Annotated in this window: 12 protein-coding genes; 9 read left to right on the top strand and 3 right to left on the bottom strand. The window is 63.3% G+C overall.

Annotated elements, in window-relative coordinates; all coding sequences use genetic code 11:
- Window positions 1–7 precede the first annotated feature (7 nt).
- Window positions 8–1,168 carry an acetylornithine deacetylase gene (gene argE, locus LB519_RS17065; protein WP_224620661.1) on the bottom strand — a complete coding sequence of 387 codons (1,161 nt, stop codon included), beginning with the start codon at window positions 1,166–1,168 and terminating at the stop codon, window positions 8–10.
- Between the two features lie 276 nt (window positions 1,169–1,444).
- On the opposite strand from argE, the gene LB519_RS17060 reads away from it, so the two are divergent.
- Window positions 1,445–3,514: an NAD(P)-binding protein gene (locus LB519_RS17060; protein WP_127369731.1), complete on the top strand. Its 2,070-nt coding sequence runs from the start codon at window positions 1,445–1,447 to the stop codon at window positions 3,512–3,514.
- A 120-nt stretch (window positions 3,515–3,634) separates the two neighbouring features.
- Here LB519_RS17060 and LB519_RS17055 read toward each other — a convergent pair whose 3' ends face one another.
- Entirely contained in the window at window positions 3,635–4,768 is a 1,134-nt protein-coding gene (locus LB519_RS17055) for a hypothetical protein (protein WP_224620660.1), read from the bottom strand.
- 148 nt (window positions 4,769–4,916) lie between these two features.
- The gene (locus LB519_RS17050) at window positions 4,917–5,444 is read right to left on the bottom strand and encodes a hypothetical protein (RefSeq protein WP_063168699.1); all 528 of its coding nucleotides are present in this window, start codon (window positions 5,442–5,444) and stop codon (window positions 4,917–4,919) included.
- Between the two features lie 275 nt (window positions 5,445–5,719).
- Here LB519_RS17050 and LB519_RS17045 point away from each other — a divergent pair, with 275 nt between their 5' ends.
- The 8 genes from LB519_RS17045 to LB519_RS17010 all read left to right on the top strand — a co-directional run bounded on the left by LB519_RS17045 (window position 5,720) and on the right by LB519_RS17010 (window position 16,660).
- The gene (locus LB519_RS17045) at window positions 5,720–6,322 is read left to right on the top strand and encodes an ANTAR domain-containing response regulator (RefSeq protein WP_013530455.1); all 603 of its coding nucleotides are present in this window, start codon (window positions 5,720–5,722) and stop codon (window positions 6,320–6,322) included.
- A 2-nt stretch (window positions 6,323–6,324) separates the two neighbouring features.
- A complete protein-coding gene (locus LB519_RS17040; protein ID WP_064992545.1) occupies window positions 6,325–7,563 on the top strand; it encodes a CmpA/NrtA family ABC transporter substrate-binding protein in 1,239 nt (412 codons plus the stop codon).
- A 356-nt stretch (window positions 7,564–7,919) separates the two neighbouring features.
- The gene (locus LB519_RS17035) at window positions 7,920–9,236 is read left to right on the top strand and encodes a CmpA/NrtA family ABC transporter substrate-binding protein (protein ID WP_013530457.1); all 1,317 of its coding nucleotides are present in this window, start codon (window positions 7,920–7,922) and stop codon (window positions 9,234–9,236) included.
- 68 nt (window positions 9,237–9,304) lie between these two features.
- Window positions 9,305–10,195, top strand: a complete 891-nt coding sequence (ntrB, locus tag LB519_RS17030; protein WP_013530458.1) for a nitrate ABC transporter permease — start codon at window positions 9,305–9,307, stop codon at window positions 10,193–10,195.
- Between the two features lie 11 nt (window positions 10,196–10,206).
- Window positions 10,207–11,004, top strand: coding sequence for an ABC transporter ATP-binding protein (locus tag LB519_RS17025; RefSeq protein ID WP_013530459.1), 798 nt, complete (start codon window positions 10,207–10,209; stop codon window positions 11,002–11,004).
- A gap of 4 nt (window positions 11,005–11,008) precedes the next feature.
- Window positions 11,009–13,459 carry a nitrite reductase large subunit NirB gene (gene nirB / locus LB519_RS17020; protein ID WP_224620659.1) on the top strand — a complete coding sequence of 817 codons (2,451 nt, stop codon included), beginning with the start codon at window positions 11,009–11,011 and terminating at the stop codon, window positions 13,457–13,459.
- A 5-nt stretch (window positions 13,460–13,464) separates the two neighbouring features.
- Complete coding sequence (nirD, locus tag LB519_RS17015; protein WP_063173757.1) at window positions 13,465–13,794, top strand: nitrite reductase small subunit NirD; 330 nt, start codon at window positions 13,465–13,467, stop codon at window positions 13,792–13,794.
- Between the two features lie 4 nt (window positions 13,795–13,798).
- A complete protein-coding gene (locus LB519_RS17010; RefSeq protein WP_224620658.1) occupies window positions 13,799–16,660 on the top strand; it encodes a nitrate reductase in 2,862 nt (953 codons plus the stop codon).
- The last annotated feature ends 60 nt before the right edge of the window (window positions 16,661–16,720 follow it).

Genomic DNA, 16,720 nt, shown 5'->3' with positions numbered 1-16,720 from the left:
CGCCCGCTTACGCCAGTTGCTGGTCGGCAAGCCGCTTCAGCAATTTTTCCAGCATGTTGTCGCAGCGGCGCATCTGCTCGACGCTGACGAATTCGTCCGGCTTGTGCCCTTGCGCCATCGACCCCGGTCCGCACACGACCGTCGGCGTGCCGAGATCGCGGCTGAACAGGCCGCCTTCCGTGCCGAAGGCCATCTTGATGGTGTTGTTGGCGCCGGTCAGCGATTTGACGAAGGCGACGGCTTGCGAACTGGCTGGCGTGTCCAGGCCGGGATAGGTGTTGGTGATGTCGATGTCGATTGCTGCCTCGGGCGCGATAGTCGAGGCTTCGGAAGCAATATGAGCAGCCTCCTTGCGCAGGCGGTCGAGAATCTCGTGCGGGTCGTCGGCCGCGACATTGCGGATCTCGAAGTCGACCTGGCAAAGGTTCGGCACGATGTTCAGCGCCACGCCGGCGTTGATCTTGCCGACATGGACGGTCGTGTATGATATGTCGTAGTCGCCGTCGCGGGCGCCATCGCGCACCAGCCGGTCCTGTTCGCGGCGCAAGGCGGCGACGAAGTCGCAGCCGAGATGGATGGCGTTGAGCGCCAGCGGGGCCAGCGCCGAATGGCCTTCGCGCCCCTTGCAAAGCGCGCGTGCGGCAAGCTTGCCCTTGTGCCCCGTCGCCACCTGCATATCGGTCGGCTCGCCGACAATGCATAGCAGCGGCCGATGCGGGGCCGCTTGCAGCATGTCGATTAGGCTGCGCACACCGATGCAGCCGATCTCCTCGTCGTAGGAGAGTGCCAGGTGCAGAGGCGTCTTCAGCGTCATTTTCGCGGCCTTGAGGCACGCGGCGAGCGCGCAGGCCACAAAACCCTTCATGTCGGCCGCGCCGCGTCCGTAAAGCTTGCCGTCACGGTTCGTCATCTCGAAGGGCGGCAGCGTCCAGGCCTGGCCGTCGACGGGAACGACGTCGGTGTGACCGGACAGCATGATGCCGGAAGCATCAGTCGGTCCGATGGTGGCAAAGAGGTTGGCCTTGTGGCCGTCCTCGCTGTGGATGACCCGGCTGGCAATGCCGTGCGCGTCCAGCAGGTCCGCCACGTAGCCGACGAGGGCGAGGTTCGAGTCGCGGCTCACCGTCGGGAATGCGAGCAGCTTTTCAAGGGTCTGGATGCTGTCCATGCGTCTTGTGTCTCATTGGCCGTCGGTACTTCTAGCATCGCGTGGCCGGGGCCTTGAAGTCGCATTTGGCTCAGTCGGGATTCAGCGGATGCTAATCCGGATGTGTGCGATTAGGCGCGGCCTAACCGGCACAGAAGAAATCTGTTGTTTTCCGGCGCTTGCCGCAACTTATGAATGGTCTCACGGCATCAACCCACTGGGCTGGCCGGCTTGCGTCACGCCTCGAAACCATGATCGGGCGTGCTGCAGGGCGACGCTGGCAGGAAGGCACGTTCCATGCGCGATCCGCGCTATGATATTTTGTTCGAGCCCGTGAAGATCGGTCCGGTGACCGCCAAGAACCGCTTCTATCAGGTGCCGCATTGCAATGGCGGCGGCTATCGCGACCCTTCGGCCGCGGCCGAGATGCGCCGCATCAAGTCGGAAGGCGGCTGGGGCGTCATCTTCACCGAGCAAACCGAGATGCACCACACATCGGAGATCACGCCCTTCATCGAGCTCAGGCTGTGGGACGATGCCGATATTCCGGCGCTGGCGAAGATGGCCAAGGCAATGCACCAGCATGGCGCGCTGGCCGGCATCCAGCTGGCCTACTCAGGCATCAACGGGCCGAACCTCTACACCAAGGAAGTGCCGCGCGGGCCGTCGGCCCTGCCGATCCGCACCTTCACCAACGATCCGGTGCAGGCGCGCGCCATGGACAAGCAGGATATTCGCGACCTGCGCCGCTGGCATCGCAATGCCTTCAAACGGGCGAGGCTCGCGGGCTTCGATTTGGTGTGCCTCTACGGCGCGCATGGCTTCGGCATCATCCAGCACTTCCTGTCCACGGCCACCAACCAGCGCAGCGACGAATATGGCGGCTCGCTGGAGAACCGCTCGCGGCTGATGCGTGAGCTGATCGAAGAGGGCAGGGACGCTATCGGCGACACGTGCGGCCTGACGCTGCGGCTGTCGCTGGACGAGATGATCGGTGAGCTCGGCTTTGCCAATTCCGAAGTGCGCGACATGATCGAGATGCATGCCGATCTGCCCGACCTCTGGGACCTGGCGCATGGCGCTTGGGAGGACTGCTCCGGGCCGTCGCGGTTCAAGGAGGAGGGCGCGCAGGAGAGCCTGGTGTCCGGCATCAAGAAACTGACCTCGAAGCCGGTCGTCGGCGTCGGTCGCTTCACCTCGCCGGATGTGATGGTGAAGATGATCAAGTCCGGCACGCTGGATTTCATCGGCTGCGCGCGCCCATCGATTGCCGATCCCTTCCTGCCGAAGAAGGTGGAGGAGGGGCGCATCGAGGACATTCGCGAATGCATCGGCTGCAACATCTGCATCACCGGCGACATGACCATGTCGATCTCGCGCTGCACGCAGAACCCAACCTTCATGGAGGAATGGCGCAAGGGCTGGCATCCCGAACGCATGCAGGCCAAGGGCGATAGCGACAGCGTGCTGATCGTCGGCGCCGGCCCGGCCGGGCTGGAGGCGGCGCGTGCGCTCGGCCTGCGCGGCTATCAGGTGGCCATCGCCGAAGCCGGCACCGAACTCGGCGGCCGCGTGGCGCGCGAGTGCCGCTTGCCTGGTCTCTCGGCATGGGGACGCGTGCGCGACTACCGCCAGTACCAGATCAGCCAGATGTCCAATGTCGACGTCTATTTCGAAAGCCGATTGTCGGCGCAGGAGATACTGGACTTCGGCTTTCAGAACATTGCGCTTGCCACCGGCTCGACATGGCGCCGAGACGGCGTGGCGCGCGCGCATGTCGTGTCGATGCCGATCGACCCGGCCATGCCGGTCTACACGCCGGACGATCTGATGGCCGGCACTGTGCCGACCGGCAGTGTCGTGCTGTTCGACGACGACCACTACTACATGGGTGGCGTTCTGGCCGAGCTGATGGCGCGCCAGGGCGCGAAGGTGACGCTGGTGACGCCGTCGGCCTATGTATCCGACTGGACCCGCAACACGCTGGAGCAGGGCGCCATCCATCGCCGGCTGGCCGAACGCGGCGTCGAGATCGTGCTGAACCGGACTGTGACGCGCATCGTGCCGGGCGGTGTTATCACAGTCTGCGCCTATACAGGCGCCCGGAGCGACATCATTGCCGACGCGGTGGTGCTGGTGACATCGCGCCAGCAGGACGATGGCGTCTGGCAAGGCCTGAAGGCGCGGCGGGACGAATGGGCCGACAGCGGAATCCGCTCGATCAAAATCATCGGCGATGCCGAGGCGCCGGGTCCGATCGCCTGGGCAACCTATGCCGGCCACCGCTTCGCGCGCGAGCTGGATGAAGCCGATATCGGCGACGCACTGCCCTTCCGCCGCGAGGTCACGGCGTTGGCCGCGGAATAGGGCGCCTGCGGTTCGCTGCAGGCGACAGGGTCATCGCGTGAAGGGCGGATTTCAGCGCCGCGGCAGTGCTCGACCAGCAGGTTCTTTTAAAGTGCATAGCTGCGGGAATGGCTGTTGTCGCTACTCATCGTCGTCTTCGGTTTCCGGCTTAGGAGCCATGGCCTTAATGAAGGCATCCTCTACAGTGCGCGGAACTCTTCGACGGTCGGACATTTCAGATATTGCCTGTGCGATTGCTCCAACAGACGCCTTTCCGTCGATGCTTACGGTAGCTGTCAGATCTACAAATGTCGCAATTGCGTTTCGATAAAGCGCCGAGACCAAAAACCCAACGGGCTGACCGGAAGGTAAAACCAAGTGCTCCCGTCCAACTGGCTCGCCATGGAGAAAATTGTTTCTCGCTTGGTAAGCGAGAGCATACAGATAGCTGGGAAATGCTTTTCTTACGACGCTCTTTTTGCTCAACCGCACATCATGGACTTTTTCGCGAACTGCTTCACGCTCCCATTCACCGCGTTCAATCAATGCAAATACTTTCGCGCGGTTGGCTTCACCGCCAGGGCCAGGGTGCACGAGTATCTCAAATGCGCTTATCCAAAGCGACAGGGATCGGCCCCAGTCATATATCGTGGCGCCCGCGCTTTGCGGCATTTGCATTGCGGCATTAGCAGCGTTCAGAGAGCGAAATAGCGCAAGTTGTTCCCAGTGTGGCGTTCCGCCGGAAAATCTCTTCCTCCACCAGTCTAGCAAAACTTTTAGTAACGCTTCATCAATGTCCCAATCGCGAATCTGGACGACCGAAAGTCCTGGCGAGGAAAGCCCCCTAAATCCTTTGATCTGATGAAGTGCGCTTACGGCCGGAGTGTTCGCGATGAGGTGCTCGCCATTCCGATCGACCATCCAAGGATAAAGATCGAAAGAGTCAGAGTACATCGGTCGGGAATAATTGCGATGAGTTATGGCCGCAGCGCGTGCAAATGGGATGATGGACGCGGCAACGGCATCTCGAAAACCCGAGACAGCTTCGCTGTTGAGAAACTCGGCGGGCGTATCAGATCTCGCAACGAGCGCTGCGGGCGTAATCCTCACTCCGTGGCTGTTTGTAAACCTTCGGAAGAATGCTTTTAGATTTGGCTGCAGGCCAAAATTATCGGACAGGCGCGCGTCATCGCTGCCGATCATGGAGAATTGTTCTCCCTCAATCGGGTCTGTGACGACGATGTTCGGAAGCGCAGCGAGAATATTCCAACTCATCAAAGAAGCTCATTTCCCGGCATGATTATTTAGCGGTCGGCGCGACGCACATAAGCCTCGGCCGATCTAGGATATCGGTAGTGCGACTCTTTTCATGATCGGCTGATTGGCATCCAACGAAGCCGCAGACAATTGGATTCCGAATGATCTAGCGTTGCGCCGCTGCTCCCCGTCGATTTCTCTCCAACTCAACTCGACCAAAATTGGCGATAACGCTCTCACCCTCTTTATAGACTTTCAGCGCGAGATCTGAAGCATTGCTCAGCGTGTTGAGCGGCACACGTTTGATCGCTCGGCTTTTACGATCAGTAGCCTTCAATAATTTCGCAACGCTATTGGTCGCTAGAACATGTTCTCCACCGCTGTCGATAACCATACTGTGGGCGGCGAGGTTCCGAGCCCGGTTTACTTTTTCAACGCCGTCTGCGTAACGCAGGACTGGCTTCTTCCATTCGTCGTTGGATATCTGCGTGACAAATGCCTTCAGGATTTCAACTTTTCGGGCCGGGTCCAGGGCAGCGACAACCGCGAGTGTCAGCGCCTTCCCGCCAAGAGATAGAGCTGCCACCAAGACGGCATTTAACTGATTGTCTAAGAGTGAAGCCATGAGTACGATTCGGCCCACGACTTCACAGATCTCTTTTTCAGCTTCAGTCTCAGATTTCTTGTCGATCATTTTTCGTCCTCAGATCTGGTGCCGTTGCCGCCGTTGTAATCTCAACGCGATCAGCGCCATAGGCTGCTTGATCTCTGCCTTGGTTCCAGTTGCTGTTCCGGTCGTCTCAAACCGATTGACGTAGTGAATGCGTTAGCCGCAGTCGGTCCTACTGCCGCCAAAATCACAGTTATCCATTTCCAGCGTCCGCCTCTATAGGCCTGCCAAGGCGTAGCGAGCACCGCTCTCTCTCGATACCGCATTGCACAATTGCTTCGCTTGGTCACAATGCAGGCATGGTTCGAACCGCACTCGCCGTCCTGGTGATCGATGAAAACCGCATCCGCGCCGCGATCATCGAGGCGGGTTTGCGCGAGGCCGGCCATGAGCGGGTCACCGTCATCCATGATGTGACCGGCATTGCGCGGCGGATCGCCGAGATCGAACCCGATGTCATCGTCATCGATCTCGAAAACCCGAATCGCGACATGCTGGAAAACATGTTCCAGCTGTCGCGTGCCGTAAAACGGCCGATCGCGATGTTCGTCGACCGCTCCGACCAGGCCTCGATCGAGGCGGCGGTCGATGCCGGCGTTTCGGCCTATGTCGTCGACGGTCTGCGGCAAGAGCGCGTCAAGCCGATCCTCGACATGGCGGTCAGCCGCTTCAACGCCTTTTCGCGCATGGCACGCGAACTGGAAGAGGTTCGCGGCGAGCTCGAGAGCCGCAAGGTGATCGACCGTGCCAAGGGCATCCTGATGAAATCGCGCGGCCTCTCCGAAGAGGCGGCCTACACGCTGCTGCGCAAGACGGCGATGAACCAGAACCGCAAGATCGGCGACATCGCCCAAAGCCTGGTGACTGCCGCGGGGCTGCTGGGACCGGCGGAGGACGAATGAGCATGACTGCCGAGCACCAGATCACCGCCGGCTTCATGCCGCTTTTCGACAGCGCCGTGCTGGTCGCGGCCGGCGAGCTTGGCTTCGCCGCGCAAGAAGGCATCGATCTGAAGCTGCACCGCGAGACATCCTGGGCCAACATCCGCGACCGCATCGCCATCGGCCACTTCCATCTCGCGCATATGCTGGGACCGATGCCGCTCGCCTGCAATCTCGGGCTGACGCCGCTGGCCTCGGAAACCATCGTGCCGTTCTCGCTCGGCCTCGGCGGCAATTGCGTCACCATCTCCAATGCCGTTTGGGCCGGTATGGCGGCACACGGCGCCGAGGCCGACCTAGACCCGGCGCGCGCCGGTGCCGCACTTGGCGCGCTCATTCGCGAGCGCGCTGCGGCCGGTGGCGATCCGCTGCGCTTTGCCGTGGTGCATCCGCATTCCGGGCACAATTACGAATTGCGCTATTGGCTCGCCGCCTGCGGCATCGATCCGAGCCAAGAGATTGAGATCGTCATCGTACCGCCGCCCTTCATGGCCGATGCGCTGGCCGCCGGCCGTATCGACGGCTACTGCGTCGGCGAACCCTGGAACAGCGCTGCGGTGGCCGCCGGCACCGGCCACATCGTCACCGTCAAGGCGCGGATATGGCGCAACAGCCCGGAGAAGGTGATCGGCGTGCGCAAGGCTTGGGCAGACGAAAACCCCGAGGCCTTGGCGGCGCTGCTGCGCGCGCTGCATCACTCGGCGCGCTGGTGCCAGGATCCGGCCAACCATGGCGAACTGGCCGGGGTGATGGCGCAGGCCGGCTTCCTCGGCCTGCCGCCGACCGTGCAGATGCCGATCCTGACCGGCCATCTCCAACTGGGCGGCGGTGCGGAGCGGACCATCGACGACTTCTTCCTCCCCTTCGATAAGGCGGCGAACTTTCCGTGGAAGAGCCATGCGCTGTGGTTCTACACGCAGATGGTGCGCTGGGGGCACGTGGCGCACACGCCTGAAAGCCTTGCCATCGCCCGCGACTGCTACCGTCCCGACCTCTACCGTTCGGCGCTGAAGCCGCTCGGCGTCGCGCTTCCCGGCGCCAATTCGAAAGTCGAGGGTGCGCTCCAAATTGCCACCGCGGTCGGCGCGACAGGCGCCGGCCTTGTGCTCGGTCCGGACGGTTTCTTCGACGGTCAGATCTTCGATCCTGACGAGATCGATGCGTACATTACCGGCCAGAAATCTGCCGAGATTCAGGCCTGATCATTTCCGCGCCATCCTTGTGCATTGCACAAAAATTGTGCGCGCGATTGCCCTAATGAACAATCTTTGGCCTTCCGGCCATAGGGTTCGATGCGCCGGCGATCAGCGCGGGCTGCTGATTTCATTGGCCTTTTTCACCTCTCTCAAAACTGGCACGGTTCCTGCTTTGAAATAGACAGGCCCTTCGCGGGTCACGGAACAGGCGTCCAATGGCGGGCGCCACAGGCAAAGCTGCCGCTCAGGTTAAAGCGCGCTCCCGGTCACCCGGACGCGAAGACCTGGCTGGCGGCTTTTTTGTTTTGATCAACACGCAATCGACGACGCGGATCCCAAGCCGCGCCCAACCGGAGACGACGATGACGAAACGGATCAGGACTGGAACGACCCTCAAGGACATGACGCGCCGCGATTTTCTGGTCAGCAGCGCGATGACGGCCGGCCTGTTCGTGGCGGCCCGCAAGCTCTTCCCTTCCGGCGCCTATGCCGCGACCGCCACTCCGGAGGTCACCGGCGCCAAGCTCGGCTTCATTGCCCTCACCGATGCGGCCCCGCTGATGATCGCCAAGGAGAAGGGGCTGTTCGCCAAGTTCGGCATGCCCGATGTCGAGGTGCTCAAGCAGGCCTCCTGGGGTGCGACACGCGACAATCTGATGCTCGGCGGCGCGGCCAACGGCATCGACGGCGCTCATATCCTGACACCGCTGCCTTACCTCATGCACACCGGCAAGGTGACGCAGAACAACCAGCCGATGCCGATGGCGATCGTGGCTCGGCTCAACTACGACTGCCAGGGCATTTCGGTCGCCCAGGAATATGCCGGCACCGGTGTCGGCCTCGACGCCTCGAAGCTGAAAGACGCCTTCGCTGCCAAGAAGGCGACCGGCAAGGAAATCAAGGCCGCCATGACCTTCCCGGGCGGTACGCATGATCTGTGGCTGCGCTATTGGCTGGCCGCCGGCGGCATCGATCCCGACAAGGACGTCTCGACCATCGTCGTGCCGCCGCCGCAGATGGTGGCCAACATGAAGGTCGGCAATATGGACGTGTTCTGCGTCGGCGAGCCGTGGAACGAGCAACTCGTCCACCAGGGCGTGGGCTTCACCGCCGCCACGACAGGCGAATTGTGGAAGGGCCATCCCGAAAAGGCGCTCGGCCTGCGCGCCGAATTCATCGAGAAATATCCGAACGCCACCAAGGCGATCCTGATGGCCGTCATGGAAGCCCAGCAATGGTGCGAGGCCACCGAGAACAAGGACGAGATGGCCGCTATCATCGGCAAGCGGCAATGGATGAACGTGCCCGTCGCCGACATCATCGGCCGCCTCAAGGGCGACATCAACTATGGCAATGGCCGCGTCGCCAACGGCACCGATCTCTCCATGAAGTTCTGGAAGGGCGGCGTCTCTTATCCGTTCAAGAGCCATGATGCGTGGTTCCTTGCCGAGAACATCCGCTGGGGCAAGTTCGCGCCGACCACCGACATCAACGCGCTGGTCGACCAGGTCAACCGCGAGGATCTGTGGCGCGAGGCGGCCAAGGATCTCGGCGTCGCGGCAGCCGACGTTCCGGCGTCGTCGTCGCGCGGCGTCGAGACCTTTTTCGACGGCAAGATTTTCGATCCGGCCAACCCGTCCGCCTATCTCGACAGCCTGAAGATCAAGGCATCGGCGTAGCCTGATCGCAAGCGGCGCGCATGCGCCGCTTGCGATCACTACCTGCCCCCAAGGAGTTTTCCCCAGACATGTCGATCCAGACTATCGAGGACACCAAGGTGAAGGCCTTTCCCGCCAAGCCGGCGGAGGTCATCGCCTTCACTGCCAAGGCACGGCGCCGCTTCGAGCCGCTCGCCATCGCCGGCAAACTGGCGAGCGCGCTGGTGCCGCCCATCATCGTCATCGCGCTGATGCTGGTCGTCTGGCAGATCGCCTGTTCGTCGCCGACATCGAGCCTGCCGCCGCCGACCCAGGTGTGGAACGAGGCTTACGACCTGATAGCGCATCCGTTCTTCGACAATGGCCCGCAGGATATAGGTCTGGCCTGGCGCGTGCTGATCTCGCTGCAGCGCGTCGCCGTCGGCTTCGGCCTGGCGGCGGTCGTCGGCGTCGCGCTCGGTGCGCTGGTCGGCCAGTCGATCTGGGCGATGCGCGGCCTCGACCCGGTGTTCCAGATCCTGCGCACGGTGCCGCCGCTGGCCTGGCTGCCGCTGTCGCTGGCGGCGTTCCGTGATTCCAGCCCGTCGGCGATCTTCGTCATCTTCATCACCTCGATCTGGCCAATCATCATCAACACCGCGGTCGGCGTGCGCAACATTCCCGAGGACTACCGCAACGTCTCGCGCATCCTGCGGCTCAACCAGTTCGAATTCTTCGTCAAGATCATGGTGCCGGCCGCCGCGCCTTACATCTTCACCGGCTTGAGGATCGGCATCGGCCTGTCCTGGCTCGCCATCGTCGCCGCTGAAATGCTGACTGGCGGCGTCGGCATCGGCTTCTTCATCTGGGATGCGTGGAACTCGTCGCGGCTGCCCGACATCATCGTCGCGCTCGCCTATATCGGCGTCACCGGCTTCTGCCTCGACCGGCTGGTCGCGGCGGTCGGCGCCTTCGTCACCCGCGGCACAACGGCAAAGTGAGGAGAGGGGCGATGACGGCCTATCTGAAGCTCGACCATATCGACAAATCCTTCACGCGTGGTGCTCAGGTCAGCGAGGTGTTGAAGGACATCAGGCTGACCATCGACAAGGGCGAATTCGTCTCCATCATCGGCCATTCCGGCTGCGGCAAGTCGACCCTGCTCAATCTGATCGCCGGGCTGACCAAGGTGTCGGCCGGCGCCGTGCTGCTCGAGGACAAGGAGGTCGACAGCCCTGGACCGGAACGCGCCGTGGTGTTCCAGAACCACTCGCTGCTGCCGTGGCTGACCGTCTACGAAAACATCAACCTGGCGGTGTCGAAGGTCTTCGGCCGTTCGAAGAGCAAAGTCGAGCGGCATGACTGGATCATGCGCAATCTCGACCTCGTGCAGATGGCGCATGCCAAGGACAAGCGCCCGGCGGAAATCTCCGGGGGCATGAAGCAGCGCGTCGGCATCGCCCGGGCGCTGGCGATGGAGCCGAAGATCCTGCTGCTCGACGAGCCGTTCGGCGCGCTCGATGCGCTGACGCGGGCCCATCTGCAGGACGCGGTGATGGACATCCATTCCAGGCTCGGCTCGACGACGATCATGATCACCCATGACGTCGACGAGGCGGTGCTGCTCTCCGACCGCATCGTCATGATGACCAACGGTCCGGCGGCGACCATCGGCGAAGTGCTTGCCGTGCCGCTGGCGCGGCCGCGCCGGCGCGTCGAACTCTCTTCCGACCGGACCTTCCTGCGCTGCCGCGAGGCGGTTCTGAAGTTCCTCTACGAACGCCACCGCTTCGTCGAAGCCGCGGAGTAGCACCATGAGCGAAAAACTTGTCATCATCGGCAATGGCATGGCCCCCGGGCGCATGCTGGAGCACCTGCTGGAACAGGCTCCGGGCCGCTACACCGTCACCATCTTCAACGCCGAGCCGCGCGTCAATTACGACCGCATCATGCTGTCGCCGGTGCTGTCGGGCGAGAAGGCCTATGAGGAGATCATCATCCATGGCGACGGCTGGTACATCGCCAACAACATCACCCTCTACAAGGGCCACAAGATCGTTGCCATCGACCGGACGGCGAAGACCGTCACCTCGGATCACGGCGTCACCGAGCCCTACGACAAGCTCGTCATCGCCACTGGCTCGGTACCGTTCATCATTCCGGTGCCGGGCCATGACCTGCCGGGCGTGCTGACCTATCGCGATCTCGATGACGTGCAGGCGATGATGCTCGCTGCCCAGTCGCGCGCGAAGGCGGTGGTCATCGGCGGCGGCCTGCTGGGTCTGGAGGCGGCGGCGGGCCTCAACGCGCAAGGCATGGACGTCACCGTGCTGCATGTCATGCCGACCTTGATGGAGCGCCAGCTCGATCCGGCCGCCGGCTATCTCTTGCAGCGTGCGGTGGAGCAGCGCGGCATCAAGGTCATCACCAAGGCCAACACCCAGGCGATCACCGGCAACGGCAAGGTCGGGCAGGTGGAACTTGCTGACGGCACCATTATCCCAGCAACGCTTGTGGTGATGGCCGTCGGCATCAGGCCGAATTCGGCGCTGGCCAAACAGGCCGGCATCGCCGTTAACAGGGGCATCGTCGTCGATGCCGGCATGCGCAGCAACGATCCCGACATCTACGCGCTCGGCGAATGTGCCGAGGTCAACGGCCAGGTCTATGGCCTCGTCGCGCCGCTCTACGAGATGGCGCGCGTCACAGCCAGCCAGCTTGCCGGCAACGAAGCGGCGGCCTTCGTCCATATGGACACGCCGACCAAGCTCAAGGTCACCGGCATCGACCTGTTCTCGCTCGGCGACTTCGCCGAGGGCGAGGACCGCCAGGAGATCGTGCTGCGCGATGCGGCGGCCGGCGTCTACAAGCGACTTGTGCTGAAGGACGACCGCATCATCGGCACCGTGCTCTATGGCGAGACGGCGGACGGCGCCTGGTTCAACGATCTCAAGAAAAAGCAGACCGACATATCCGAGATGCGCGATACGCTCATCTTCGGCCAGTCCTACCAGGGGGGTGCCCCGCTGGACCCTATGGCGGCCGTTGCAGCCTTGCCGGATGATGCGGAGATCTGCGGCTGCAACGGCGTTTGCAAGGGGAAGATCACCGGCGCGATCACGGCCAAGGGCCTGACCTCGCTCGACGACGTGCGCGCCCACACCAAGGCCTCGGCCTCCTGCGGCTCCTGCACCGGGCTGGTCGAGAAGCTGATGGTGCTGACCATCGGCGACAAATACAATCCAGCGGCGGTGCAGCCGATGTGCGGCTGCACGACGCTCGGTCATGACGAGGTCCGCCGGCTGATCATCGCCAAGCGCCTGAAGACCATTCCCGCCGTCATGCAGGAACTGGAATGGACGACCTCCTGCGGCTGTGCCAAATGCCGGCCGGCGCTCAATTACTATCTCGTCTGCGACTGGCCGGACGACTACGCCGACGACTACCAGTCGCGCTTCATCAACGAGCGCGTCCACGCCAACATCCAGAAGGATGGCACCTATTCGGTGGTGCCGCGCATGTGGGGCGGGGTGACCAATGCCGCTGAACTGCGCGCCATCGCCGACGTTGTCGACAAGTTTGAAATCCCGATGGTCAAGGTCACCGGCGGCCAGCGCATCGACATGCTCGGCATCCGCAAGGAAGACCTGCCGGCGGTGTGGGCCGATCTCGGCCAGGCCGGCTTCGTCTCCGGCCACGCCTATGCCAAGGGGTTGCGCACGGTGAAGACCTGCGTCGGCTCGGACTGGTGCCGCTTCGGCACGCAGGATTCGACGGGATTTGGCGTGCGCATCGAAAAATTCATGTGGGGCTCGTGGACGCCGGCCAAGGTCAAGATGGCGGTGTCGGGCTGTCCGAGGAACTGTGCCGAGGCGACCTGCAAGGATGTCGGCGTCATCTGCGTCGACTCCGGCTACGAGATACATTTCGCCGGCGCGGCCGGCCTCGACATCAAGGGCACCGAGGTGCTGGGCATGGTCAAGACCGAGGACGAGGCGCTGGAGCACATCGTGGCGCTGACGCAGATGTACCGCGAGCAGGGCCGCTATCTCGAGCGCATTTACAAATGGGCCAAGCGCATCGGCATCCCCGAGATCAAGCGCCAGATCATGGACGATGGCGAGAAGCGCAAGGCCTATTACGACCGCTTCGTCTTCAGCCAGAAATTCGCCCAGGTCGACCCGTGGTCGGAACGCGTTTCCGGCAAGGACAAGCACGAATTCCGGCCGATGGCTTCGGTCGGATTTGCGCAGGCGGCGGAGTGACCATCATGAACTGGGTATCAATAGGCTCTATCTCCGACATCCCTCGCCGCGGCGCGCGCTGCGTCGCCACCCCGGAAGGCAAGATCGCCGTCTTCCGCACCGCCGATGATCAGGTCTATGCCATCGACGACCATTGCCCGCACAGAGGCGGACCGCTCAGCCAGGGCATCGTGCACGGCACGGCGGTGACCTGTCCCTTGCACAATTGGGTGATTTCGCTGGAAACGGGCAAGGCGCTCGGCGCCGACGAGGGCGCGGTGCGCACCATTCCGGTGCGGATCGAAGGCGAGCATCTGTTCATTGCGCTGGAAGCGCTGGCCAGCCGCGCGGCCTGAACCCATGGAGATCGATGAAGCGCGCGAGGTGAGGACCACCTGCCCCTATTGCGGGGTGGGCTGCGGCGTGCTGGCGAAGGTCGCTGCGGACGGGCAAGTGTCCGTCCGCGGCGACCCCGACCATCCGGCCAATTTCGGCCGGCTCTGCTCCAAGGGCTCGGCGCTGGCCGAGACCATCGACCTCGACGGCAGGCTGCTCCATCCCGAGATCCACGACCGCCGCGCCGGCTGGGATGAGGCGCTCGACCTCGTCGCTTCGACCTTTTCGCAAACCATTGCCGAACACGGACCCGATGCGATTGCCTTCTATGTCTCCGGCCAATTGCTGACCGAGGATTATTACGTCGCCAACAAGCTGATGAAGGGTTTTGTCGGATCGGCCAATATCGACACCAATTCGCGCCTGTGCATGGCCTCCTCGGTCGCCGGCCATCGCCGTGCCTTCGGCTCCGACACCGTGCCGGGAACCTATGACGATCTGGAGTTCGCCGATCTCATCGTGCTGGTCGGCTCCAACCTCGCCTGGTGCCATCCCGTGCTCTACCAGCGCATCGCGGCGGCGCGGGAAAAGCGGCCGGAGATGAAAGTCGTTCTGGTCGACCCGCGCCGCACCATGACCGCTGACATTGCCGATATGCATCTGGCGATCGCGCCCGATGGCGACGTCGCTTTGTTCACCGGGCTGCTCGCCTATCTCGGCCGGCACAACGCGCTCGACCGCGCCTACATCACGACGCACACGACCGGCTTCGGGCAAGCGCTTTTCGCCGCATCGGCGCTCGACCTGGTCGGCGTCGCCGCCGCCACGGGCCTGAGCGAGGACGAGCTTGACCGGTTCTACAGCCTGTTCGCGGCGACCTCCAAGACCGTGACCGTCTACAGCCAAGGGGTGAACCAGTCGTCTTCGGGCACCGACAAGGTCAATGCCATCATCAACTGCCATTTGGCCACCGGCCGCATCGGCAAGCCAGGGGCAGGGCCGTTTTCGGTGACCGGCCAGCCCAACGCCATGGGCGGGCGCGAGGTCGGCGGCATGGCCAACATGCTGGCTGCCCATATGGAGATCGAAAACCCCGATCATCGCGACCGCGTGCAGCGCTTCTGGAACGCGCCGGCCGTTGCCGGAAAGCCCGGCCTGAAGGCAGTCGAGATGTTCAAGGCGGTTGCCGACGGGCACATCAAAGCGCTGTGGATCATGGCCACCAACCCGGTCGATTCGATGCCGGACGCCGATGCCGTCGAAGCGGCGATCAAGGCGTGCCCGTTCGTGGTGGTGTCGGACGTGCTGGCCCGGACCGATACCGTCCGCCACGCCCATGTCCGGCTGCCCGCCGCCGCCTGGGGCGAGAAGGATGGCACCGTCACCAATTCCGAACGCCGTGTGTCGCGCCAGCGCGCTTTTTTGTGCGTGCCCGGAGATGCGCTGCCTGACTGGCGGATTATTGCCGAGGTGGGCAAACGGATGGGGTTTGGTGAGGCGTTTTCCTACGCGTCGCCGGCGGAGGTGTTTGCCGAGCATGCCGCGCTGTCGGGTTTCGAGAATGATGGTGCGCGGGATTTCGACATCGGGGCTTATGCCGGGGTTGATGCGGAGGGATATAAGGCGCTTGAGCCGTTCCAATGGCCAGCGCCGAGCCAAGGCGCCCCCCTCTGGCCTGCCGGCCATCTCCCCTTCAAGGGGGGAGATCGGCTGTCATGGCCGTCTTCGCCAATTCACAACGTCGCAAAGCGAAAGCAGTCGGCGAAGCTGCCAATCTCCCCCCTTGAGGGGGAGATGGCCGGCAGGCCAGAGGGGGGCGCTCAAGCTGGAGGTTGGCCAGAAGGGGTCGGCACGACTGGGCTCCAGGCTCGCTTCTTCGCCAACGGCAACTTCTTCACACCCGACCGCAAGGCGCGCTTCATCGCCATCCGTCCCACCACGGAAATCCGCACCAGCCCCGATTATCCGCTGATCCTCAACACCGGCCGCATCCGCGACCATTGGCACACCATGACGCGGACGGGGAAAAGCCCGCGGCTTTCGCAGCACATCGCCGAGCCCTTCGTCGAAATCCACCCGGCGGATGCGCAGCGCTTCGGCATCGGTGACGCCGACATAGCGCGCGTTTCCAGCCCGCGCGGTGATGTGCTGGTGCGCGCGCTGGTGACGGCGCGCCAGCGCCAGGGCAGCCTGTTTGCGCCGATGCACTGGACCGATCAGTTCTCGGCAAAGGGCCGGCTCGACACGCTGACCGCGCCGCTGACCGATCCCATTTCCGGTCAGCCGGCGCTGAAACATGTCGCCGCCCGTATCGAGAAATTCGCGGCCAAGGCCTTCGGCTTCGCGGTGACGCGGCGCAGGCCTGAGCCCGATACCGCGGCCTACTGGGCCGTGGCCAAATGCAAGGGCGGCTGGCGGGTCGAACTTGCCTTTGCCGAAGACGACATCGACTGGGCCGGCTTTGCCGGATCACTGTTCGGCGCGCCAGTGGGCGCCGAAATCCTCGCCTATCATGACCGCGACGCCGGCCAGCATCGCATCGCCGCCTTCGACGGCGACCAACTGTCCGGGGCCTTGTTCGTCGCACCCGGCCCGGTCGCCGTGTCGCGCGGCTGGGCGGCGGAACAGTTGAGTGTCGATCATGTCGACCGGCGCGACAGGCTGGCGATCGTGGCCGGGCGGCCGGGCGGGGTCGACGTCGATCGCGGCGCCATCGTCTGCTCCTGCTTCGGCGTTGGCGCCAACCAGATCACGGAAGCGGTACGCCGCGGCTGCGGCAGCGTCGCGGCAATCGGCGCGGCCCTGAATGCCGGCACGAATTGCGGCTCCTGCCGCGCCGAGATCAGGGTCATCATCGACGCACAGAGCCTCCAAGCAGCCGAGTGATCGTCCTGACCAAAAGGGGCCTGCGCGACGGTGCTGGTTGGGCTATGGTGGCTCAGGCGT

The organism is Mesorhizobium sp. AD1-1, assembly GCF_020164655.1.
GTDB classification, from domain to species: domain Bacteria; phylum Pseudomonadota; class Alphaproteobacteria; order Rhizobiales; family Rhizobiaceae; genus Mesorhizobium; species Mesorhizobium ciceri.
The sequence above is the reverse complement of the archived record's forward strand: the minus strand, read 5'-3'. Positions and strand labels throughout refer to the sequence as shown.

Coding starts and splice junctions, on each gene's coding strand:
- argE (WP_224620661.1), bottom strand. CDS start 1,168: ATGGACAGCATCCAGACCCTTGAAAAGCTGCTCGCATTCCCGACGGTG.
- LB519_RS17060 (WP_127369731.1), top strand. CDS start 1,445: ATGCGCGATCCGCGCTATGATATTTTGTTCGAGCCCGTGAAGATCGGT.
- LB519_RS17055 (WP_224620660.1), bottom strand. CDS start 4,768: ATGAGTTGGAATATTCTCGCTGCGCTTCCGAACATCGTCGTCACAGAC.
- LB519_RS17050 (WP_063168699.1), bottom strand. CDS start 5,444: ATGATCGACAAGAAATCTGAGACTGAAGCTGAAAAAGAGATCTGTGAA.
- LB519_RS17045 (WP_013530455.1), top strand. CDS start 5,720: ATGGTTCGAACCGCACTCGCCGTCCTGGTGATCGATGAAAACCGCATC.
- LB519_RS17040 (WP_064992545.1), top strand. CDS start 6,325: ATGACTGCCGAGCACCAGATCACCGCCGGCTTCATGCCGCTTTTCGAC.
- LB519_RS17035 (WP_013530457.1), top strand. CDS start 7,920: ATGACGAAACGGATCAGGACTGGAACGACCCTCAAGGACATGACGCGC.
- ntrB (WP_013530458.1), top strand. CDS start 9,305: ATGTCGATCCAGACTATCGAGGACACCAAGGTGAAGGCCTTTCCCGCC.
- LB519_RS17025 (WP_013530459.1), top strand. CDS start 10,207: ATGACGGCCTATCTGAAGCTCGACCATATCGACAAATCCTTCACGCGT.
- nirB (WP_224620659.1), top strand. CDS start 11,009: ATGAGCGAAAAACTTGTCATCATCGGCAATGGCATGGCCCCCGGGCGC.
- nirD (WP_063173757.1), top strand. CDS start 13,465: ATGAACTGGGTATCAATAGGCTCTATCTCCGACATCCCTCGCCGCGGC.
- LB519_RS17010 (WP_224620658.1), top strand. CDS start 13,799: ATGGAGATCGATGAAGCGCGCGAGGTGAGGACCACCTGCCCCTATTGC.